Below are 8,122 nucleotides of genomic sequence, written 5' to 3'. Positions count from 1 at the left end.
GCGCGGCGTGCGCCTGCTCGTGTCCGACATGGACAGCACGATGATCGCCAATGAATGCATCGACGAGCTCGCCGATTATGCCGGGGTCAAGCCGCAGGTCGCCGAAATTACCGAGCGCGCGATGCAGGGCGAGCTCGATTTCGAGGCGGCGTTGCGCGAGCGCGTCGCGCTGCTCGAGGGGCTGAGCGAGCATGTCATCGGCGAGTGCCTGGGCCACCGCATCCAGCCGATGCCGGGCGCGCGCACTCTGGTGCGCACGCTGCGCTCGCGCGGCGTGGATTGCGTGCTCGTCTCGGGCGGCTTTCATTCCTTTGCCGACGTGATCGGCGCGGAGCTGGGCTTCAACGCGGTGTTCGCCAACCGGCTGGTAATCGAGCACGGCCACATGACCGGCGCGCTCGAAGGCGGGATCGTCGATGCCGCGCGCAAGGCGGCGATCCTGATGGAGCAAGCGGTGGGCCAGGGGCTCGAGGTGGCGCAGGTGATCGCGCTGGGCGACGGCGCGAACGACATCCCGATGCTCAAGGCCGCAGGCACGGGCGTCGCCTATCACGCCAAGCCCGCCGCGGTCGCCGCCGCCGACGCGCATATCGCGCACGGCGACTGGACGGCTTTGCTCCACGCGCTGGGTATCGCGCGGGGGGATTGGAGCGAATAGCCCGGACGAAAAAGGGCGCGACGATCGCTCGCCGCGCCCTTTTCTCGTTACTCTCGAGCATTTCAATCGTCATTCCCGCGAACGCGGGAATCCCGCTTTTTCGTATCGGCATCCGAGAAGCGGGACCCCCGCTTTCGCGGGGGTGACGAGATGACGTCGATCCGATGCCAGCCGATTAGCCCTGCAGCAGACGCATGATCGTCATCGCCTGTTCGCTGCCCGACTGCGGCACGGTTTCGCCGGTGCGGTCGATGATCTTGTCGAAGATGCGTGCGACGCCTTCGGGGGTACGCTCGCCTTCGGGGAGCGCCGCGCCCTGGGTCATGGTGACATAGGCCGCGTGGAACGCGCCTGCGCCCGCGCCGATGATCATGTTGGTCGGTGCCTCTTCAGAGACCAGGTAGAGCGCGGCGGGAACCACGTTCTCGGGCTTGAACTGGGCAAAGGCTTCGGGCGGGAAGATATCTTCGGTCATGCGCGTTCCGGCGACGGGAGCCAGCGTGTTGACCTTGATGTTGTTCTTCGCGCCTTCGAGATACAGCGTCTTGGTGAGGCCGGCGAGGCCCAGCTTGGCCGCGCCATAATTGGCCTGGCCGAAATTGCCGTACAGGCCGGTCGACGAGGCGGTCATCAGGATGCGGCCGTAATTCTGCTCGCGCATCGTTTCCCACACCGCCTTGGTGCAATAGCCCGAACCGACGAGGTGGACCTTTACCACGAGGTCGAAATCGGCGGGCTCCATCTTGGCGAAGCTCTTGTCGCGCAGGATGCCGGCATTGTTGATCAGGACGTGCACGCCGCCCCAGGCTTCCTTGGCCTTGGCGACCATCTCGACCATCTGCTCGTATTCGGTGACCGATCCGCCATTGGCCATGGCTTCGCCGCCCGCAGCCTTGATCTCCTCGACGACCTTTTCGGCCGCGTCGGAGGTGCCGGTGCCGTCGCGCGCACCGCCCAGATCGTTGACGACAACCTTCGCGCCGCGCGCGGCAAGTTCGAGCGCATAGGCGCGGCCGAGGCCGCCGCCTGCACCGGTGACGATGGCAACGCGGTCCTTGAAACTGATGGTCATGGCAAGCATCCCTCTCTTGAATGCGCGGCATTGCCGCGCGGAATGGCGCGGGTTTTAGCCATGTTGAAGCGCTTGGCAAGCGCCAAGCCATGGGCATCCAACTTTACGCGTCCGTCAAGCAAAGCTGACGCTACGGCGATCAGGCCAGTTCGCTGTCCAGCGCATAGCCGGCAGAACGCACGGTGCGGATGATATCGGGCTGGCCATTGGCGTTGAGCGCCTTGCGAAGGCGCCGGATATGCACGTCGACGGTGCGAATCTCGATATCGCTGTCATGCCCCCAGACGCTGTCGAGCAGCCGCTCGCGCGAGAACACCCAGCCGGGATGCTCGAGGAAGTGGCGCAGCAGGCGGAATTCGGTGGGACCGAGCGGAATGGTCTGCCCGGCGCGCTTCACCTTGTAGCCCACCGTGTCCATCTCGATATCGGCGAAGCTGAGCGCCTCGCCGGCGAGCGCGGGGCGCACGCGGCGGAGCACCGCGTTGACCCGCGCGATCAGCTCGCGGGGGGAGAAGGGCTTGGTGACATAATCGTCGGCGCCGATGTCCAGCCCGCGCACCCGGTCTTCTTCTTCGCCGCGCGCCGACATCATGATGATCGGGATGTTCGAGGTGTCGTTGTCGCGGCGCAGGCGGCGGCAGACCTCGATGCCCGACAGATTCTCGATCATCCAGTCGAGCAGCACGATATCGGGCCGTTCCTCGCGCGCGATCAGCATCGCCTCCTCGCCATCGGCGGTCTGGCTGACGCGGAAGCCCTGTTTGTCGAAATGCCAGGACACCAATTCGGCCAAGGCCATGTCGTCTTCAACCAGCAGCAGATGCGGAGTCGTCATCGGTATCGTGCTTTCGTTTCAAAAGGTCCGGTCAGTCGCTGCCGGGCGCCAGCGCGTCGTCGCCGCGCTCGCGCTCGTTCATCGACTGGCCCATGACCGCGAAGTAAACCATTTCGGCCACATTGGTGGCGTGGTCGCCGATCCGTTCGAGATTCTTGGCGATGAACAGCAGGTGCGTGCCCGCGCCGACATGTTCGGGATATTCGATCATGTGCGCGATGAGCGCGCGGAAGATGCTGTTGTAGAAATCGTCGACGGTCTTGTCCTGCGCGCAGACGGCGACGGCAAGGTCGGCATCGCGCTTGGCAAACGCGGTGAACGCATCGTCGACCAGCTGGCGGGTCGCGTCAGCCATGGCGGGCAGCAGCCGCGCGGCATCGATCTGCTGGTCGGCATCGATCAGCAGCACACGCTTGGCGATGTTCTTGGCATAATCGCCGATGCGCTCGACCACGCCCGAGATTTTGAGCGCCGCGACGAGTTCGCGCAGGTCGTCCGCCATCGGCGCGCGCAGTGCGATCGTCTGGATCACCATGCGGTCGATCTGCTCTTCCAGCGCGTCGATGCGCTTGTCGCCCTCGACCACCTGGCGCGCCAGATCATGGTCGTTGTTGGCGAGCGCGGCCATCGCGCCCTCGACCGCCTTTTCGGCGCGCCCGCCGATCTCCGCGATCAGCCCGCGCAGGGTGATGAGGTCGCCGTCAAAGGCCTTCAGGGTGTGTTCGTTCAGGCTATGGTTCATCAAGACATTCCGTTCGTTGCGATGCCAGGCTTGGCGGGACCCCCGTATCCCCGTGCTGCCAAGCCGTTTCGCTTAAGCATGTGGTGTCGGTCAGCCGTAACGGCCAGTAATATAGTCGCGCGTCCGTTCCTCGCGCGGGTTGGTGAAGATATCCGACGTGTCGCCATATTCCACCATGGTTCCCAGGTGGAAGAACGCGGTCTTCTGCGAGACGCGCGCGGCCTGCTGCATGTTGTGCGTGACGATGACGATGGCATAGCGGCCGCGAAGCTCATGGATCAGTTCCTCGATCTTGGCGGTGGCGATCGGGTCGAGCGCCGAGCAGGGCTCGTCCATCAGGATCACCTCGGGATCGACCGCGATCGCACGCGCGATGCACAGCCGCTGCTGCTGGCCGCCCGAAAGCGCGGTGCCGCTGTCCTGCAACCGGTCCTTGACCTCGTTCCACAGGCCGGCGCGCACCAGCGAATTCTCGACGATCTGGTCGAGCTCGGCCTTGTTGGGGGCGAGGCCATGGATGCGCGGGCCGTACGCCACATTGTCGTAGATCGACTTGGGGAAGGGGTTGGGCTTCTGGAACACCATGCCGACGCGTGCGCGCAGCTGCACCACGTCCATGCTGCTCGAATAGATATTCTCGCCGTCGAGCGTGATATCGCCCTCCACCCGCGCGATCGGGATGGTGTCGTTCATGCGGTTCAACGTACGCAGGAAGGTCGACTTGCCGCAGCCCGAGGGGCCGATGAACGCGACGACATTGTCCATGTCGATATCGATCGACACGCCCTTGATCGCTTCCTTGGGGCCATAAAAGACCCGCACGTCGCGCGCGGACATTTTGGGTTTGGTGGTGGCAGAGGCCAGATTGTCGAGCATGGATCGGGTTACCAGCGGGTTTCGAAGCGGTTGCGCAGGTACACGGCAATCGCGTTCATGGTGAGCAGGAAGACGAGCAGGACGATGATCGCGGCGGAGGTCTTTTCGACAAATCCGCGATTGACCTCGTCCGACCAGAGGAAGATCTGCACCGGCAGCACGGTGGCGGGATCGGTCAGGCCATCGGGCGGGGTGGTGGTGAAGGCGCGCATGCCGATCATCAGCAGCGGCGCGGTCTCGCCCAGCGCGCGCGCCATGCCGATGATGGTGCCGGTCATGATGCCCGGAATGGCAAGCGGCAGCACATGGTGGAACACGACCTGGATCGGGCTCGCGCCGACGCCCATCGCCGCCTCGCGGATCGAGGGGGGCACCGCCTTGATCGCGTTGCGCGCGGCGATGACGATCACCGGCATGGTCATCAGCGCGAGCGTCAGGCCCCCGACCAGGGCCGCCGAGCGCGGCATCGACAGGAATTGCAGGAACACCGCGAGCCCGAGCAGGCCGAAGATGATCGAGGGGACGGCGGCAAGGTTGTTGATCGACACCTCGATCAGGTCGGTGAAGCGGTTCTTGGGCGCATATTCCTCGAGATAGACCGCCGCCAGCACGCCGACGGGGAAGGCGAGGAACAGGGTCACGACCATCGTGATCAGCGAGCCCTTGAGCGCGCCCCAGATGCCGACGCGCGCAGGGTCGGTGCCGTCCGAGCCGGTAAGGAACTGCATGTTGAAGCTCTGCCGCACTTCGCCTGCCTTGGTGAGCGCGGCATAATCGCGCTCGGCCTCGGGCGTCGAACGGTCCTTGGCGGCGCGGTCGATATCGCTCGAGGTCGGCAGCCAGAAGCTGGTCTCGCCCATCACCAGATTGGGATTTTCGACCAGCTGGTCGCGCAAGGCGGTCCAGGCGGTGCTGGCGAAATAGCGCGCGCCATCCTCGCCATATTGCGCCTGCACGGCCTGATCGAAGATGCGGCGAACGTCGATCGAGGCCATGGTGGCGGAAAGCTGCGGCCCGGTCAGCTGATCGGGCGAGATGCTGCCGGTGGCCGCGGGCAGGTCGATCGTCAGTGTCGCCTCGGTGGTGACGAAGCCCTTGGCCCCGTTGCCGACCATGACAACGAGCAGGAAGGCGAGAAACAGCGACGACACGGCCACCGCAGCCAGGCCCAGGAACTTGAACCGGCGCTCGGCGGCATAGCGGCGCGCGATGCGGCGCTGCATGGCATCGCCCATCCAGTCGGTCTTGCGCGACGAGGGGCTTGCAGTCGGGGGCGTTGCGGTCATGGTCAGGGCCTCAGTCATACGCTTCCCGGTACCTCTTGACGATCTGCAGCGCGACGATGTTGAGCAGCAGCGTGACGACGAACAGCGTCAGGCCCAGCGCGAACGCGGCGAGCGTCATCGGGCTGTCGAAATCGGTATCGCCGGTAAGCAACTGGACGATCTGGGTGGTCACCGTGGTCACGCTGGCGAAAGGATTGGCGGTGAGGTTCGCGGCCAGGCCTGCGGCCATCACCACGATCATCGTCTCGCCGATCGCGCGGCTGACCGCGAGCAGCACGCCGCCGACCACGCCGGGAAGCGCTGCGGGGATGAGCACCTGCTTGATCGTCTCGCTCTTGGTCGCGCCCATGGCGAGCGAGCCGTCGCGCATGCTGCCGGGCACGGCGGCGATGCTGTCATCGGCCATCGACGAGACGAACGGGATGATCATCACGCCCATCACCAGGCCCGCCGCGAGCGCCGATTCGGAGCTTGCGTCGGTGATGCCGATCGACACGGCAAAGCTGCGCAGCGCAGGCGCCACGGTCAGCGCGGCGAAATAGCCATAGACCACGGTCGGCACGCCCGCGAGAATCTCGAGGATCGGCTTCATCCACTTGCGCACATTGGCGCTGGCATATTGGGTCAGATAGACCGCGCTCATCAGGCCGAGCGGGATCGCGACCAGCATCGCGATGATCGCACCGATGAACACCGTGCCCCAGAAAAGCGGCACAGCACCGAAGCCGGTGGCCTGGCCATCGACGACCTTGTCCGACGGGTTCCAGTCGAGCCCGAACAGGAATTCGAACGGCGAGACCATGCCGAAGAAGCGGATCGTCTCGAAGATCAGCGAGGCGACGATGCCGAGCGTCGCCAGGATCGCGATCAGCGAGGCGAGCAGCAGGCCGAACATCACCGTCCGCTCGACCTGGGTGCGCGCGCGGAAATCCGGGCGGATGCGGGTAAAGGCAAAGGCGCCGCCGGCAAAGCACAGCAGGAAGGCGGCGAGCGCGCCGATCATCGCATATTTGCTGTCCGCGGCTTCATAGAGCGGGGCAAGCCTGACTGCGGCGTCGTTGAACACCTTGAGGTCGGGATTGTGCGACAGCGCGCGCGCTTCGGACAGGATCGCTGCGCGTTCGAAGGCATCGGTGGGAAGCCCTGCGGCTAGCGGGCTTTCGAGCACTTGGTAACTGCCGAGCGCCGGCGCGATGGTGCTCCACACCAGCAGGAACAGGATGGCGGGGACGACCGCCCACATCGCGGCATACCAGCCGTGATAGCTGGGCAGCGAATGGACGCTGGCGACGCCCGACTGGATGAAGCGTCCGGCACGCGCGCGGGCGAAGACCCAGGCGATCAGGCCGAGGCCCGCGATCAGGAAGAAGGTGGCGGTGATGGTCATGGCACTGCTTATTTCAGGTCCGCGCCGTCGAGCGCGGTGAGCGACTTGATGCGACCGAGCATCTCGGTGCGGGTCTTGTCGGGCGCGGCGATCAGGCCGATCCGGGTGAGATAGCCCTCATGCTCCCCCCCGCGAAGGAATTCGGCGACGAATTCGCGCAGGCCCGGGATCACGTCGACATGCTTCTTCTTCACATAGATGTAGAGCGTGCGCGCGCCGGGATAGGTGCCGTTCTCGATCGTCGCATAGCTCGGCTCGACGCCGCCGATCGGCACGCCGCGCACGGTGTCGGCATTGTCGGCCAGATAGCTGTAGCTGAAGATACCGACCGCATCGGGGTTGGTCGAAAGCTTCTGGACGATCAGGTTATCGTTCTCGCCCGTATCGGTATAGGCCTGGTCGGTGCGGATCGAGTGGCAGATGTCCTCGAACTTTTCCTTGTCGCTATCTGACAAAGCCTTGATCGCCGGATCGGTCTTGCAGCCCTTTTCCATGATGATCTCTTCGAGCGCATCGCGCGTGCCCGAGGTGGCGGGCGGGCCGAAGATGTTGATTCGCGTATCGGGCAGCGCCGGATTGATATCCGGCCAGCGCATCGCGGTATTGGGGCCCTTGCCGAACGGCTGGGCGGCGAGCGCGGTGTAGAATTCCTCGACCGTGAGCGACAGCTTGGGTCCCTTGGTCGACTGGGCGAGCGCGATGCCGTCGAAACCGATCACGATCTCGATCACCCCGTCGACGCCATTGGCCTGGCAGCGCTCGAACTCGCTCTTCTTCATCCGGCGCGACGCGTTGACGATGTCGGGCGTTTTCGCGCCGACGCCCGCGCAGAACAGCTCCACCCCGCCGCCGGTACCGGTCGATTCAAGGATGGGGGAGCGGCGCTCGGGATCGAAATTGACGAATTCCTCCGCCACCTTCTTGGCAAAGGGGAAGACGGTGGACGAGCCGACGATGCGAATCTCGCTGCGGCTGCTGCCCTCGCTGGTCGACGCCGGGTCCTTGCATCCGGCCAGCAAAAGCGCCGGAAGGCAGGCAAAGGCGAGCTTCCTGATCAACACGTCGACCCCTCTCTGGGCAAGAACATCAGCCGCACGTCCGGCCATGAAGGCGGCGGCAGCGGACATGGCAGAATCGCGCGACGCGGATCATGCCTTTGCCTGGCCCCCTTCCGTTGAGGCCGTTAGGGAGGGGCCGTTGCCCGAACATGACAATCAGGTGACGCTTTTGTGACAGCGCTTCCGGCGGGTCCGGACGGTGGCCCCT

General features: G+C 65.0%; 8 protein-coding genes. 1 reads left to right on the top strand and 7 read right to left on the bottom strand.

Annotation, left to right across the window (positions count from 1 at the left end; all coding sequences use genetic code 11):
- Positions 1-658, top strand: a 658-nt coding sequence (serB, locus tag AX735_RS26630; protein WP_066275606.1) for a phosphoserine phosphatase SerB, incomplete at its 5' end; no start/stop codon positions are given.
- 175 nt (positions 659-833) lie between these two features.
- On the opposite strand, the gene AX735_RS26625 is transcribed toward serB, so the two are convergent.
- The 7 genes from AX735_RS26625 to AX735_RS26595 all read right to left on the bottom strand — a co-directional run bounded on the left by AX735_RS26625 (position 834) and on the right by AX735_RS26595 (position 7,917).
- Positions 834-1,730, bottom strand: a complete 897-nt coding sequence (locus AX735_RS26625) for an SDR family oxidoreductase (RefSeq protein ID WP_060977303.1) — start codon at positions 1,728-1,730, stop codon at positions 834-836.
- Between the two features lie 139 nt (positions 1,731-1,869).
- Entirely contained in the window at positions 1,870-2,565 is a 696-nt protein-coding gene (gene phoB, locus AX735_RS26620; protein WP_023838588.1) for a phosphate regulon transcriptional regulator PhoB, read from the bottom strand.
- A 31-nt stretch (positions 2,566-2,596) separates the two neighbouring features.
- Entirely contained in the window at positions 2,597-3,307 is a 711-nt protein-coding gene (gene phoU / locus AX735_RS26615) for a phosphate signaling complex protein PhoU (RefSeq protein ID WP_231750002.1), read from the bottom strand.
- A gap of 90 nt (positions 3,308-3,397) precedes the next feature.
- Positions 3,398-4,183, bottom strand: coding sequence for a phosphate ABC transporter ATP-binding protein PstB (pstB, locus tag AX735_RS26610; RefSeq protein ID WP_023838590.1), 786 nt, complete (start codon positions 4,181-4,183; stop codon positions 3,398-3,400).
- 8 nt (positions 4,184-4,191) lie between these two features.
- A complete protein-coding gene (gene pstA / locus AX735_RS26605) occupies positions 4,192-5,487 on the bottom strand; it encodes a phosphate ABC transporter permease PstA (RefSeq protein WP_066275601.1) in 1,296 nt (431 codons plus the stop codon).
- On the bottom strand, positions 5,480-6,856 hold the full coding sequence (pstC, locus tag AX735_RS26600) for a phosphate ABC transporter permease subunit PstC (RefSeq protein ID WP_060977223.1): 1,377 nt from the start codon (positions 6,854-6,856) through the stop codon (positions 5,480-5,482). The genes pstA and pstC overlap by 8 nt, the downstream gene beginning before the upstream one ends.
- 8 nt (positions 6,857-6,864) lie before the next feature.
- Positions 6,865-7,917 carry a substrate-binding domain-containing protein gene (locus AX735_RS26595; protein WP_060977301.1) on the bottom strand — a complete coding sequence of 351 codons (1,053 nt, stop codon included), beginning with the start codon at positions 7,915-7,917 and terminating at the stop codon, positions 6,865-6,867.
- Positions 7,918-8,122 lie beyond the last annotated feature (205 nt).

The organism is Blastomonas sp. CCH1-A6, assembly GCF_001556365.1.
Classification (GTDB): domain Bacteria; phylum Pseudomonadota; class Alphaproteobacteria; order Sphingomonadales; family Sphingomonadaceae; genus Blastomonas; species Blastomonas ursincola.
Note: the sequence above shows the minus strand (reverse complement) of the source record. Positions and strands in the feature narration are given on the sequence as shown.

Excerpts from the sequence above, each read along its gene's own strand:
- AX735_RS26625 (WP_060977303.1), bottom strand. The coding sequence starts at position 1,730 with ATGACCATCAGTTTCAAGGACCGCGTTGCCATCGTCACCGGTGCAGGC.
- phoB (WP_023838588.1), bottom strand. The coding sequence starts at position 2,565 with ATGACGACTCCGCATCTGCTGCTGGTTGAAGACGACATGGCCTTGGCC.
- phoU (WP_231750002.1), bottom strand. The coding sequence starts at position 3,307 with ATGAACCATAGCCTGAACGAACACACCCTGAAGGCCTTTGACGGCGAC.
- pstB (WP_023838590.1), bottom strand. The coding sequence starts at position 4,183 with ATGCTCGACAATCTGGCCTCTGCCACCACCAAACCCAAAATGTCCGCG.
- pstA (WP_066275601.1), bottom strand. The coding sequence starts at position 5,487 with ATGACTGAGGCCCTGACCATGACCGCAACGCCCCCGACTGCAAGCCCC.
- pstC (WP_060977223.1), bottom strand. The coding sequence starts at position 6,856 with ATGACCATCACCGCCACCTTCTTCCTGATCGCGGGCCTCGGCCTGATC.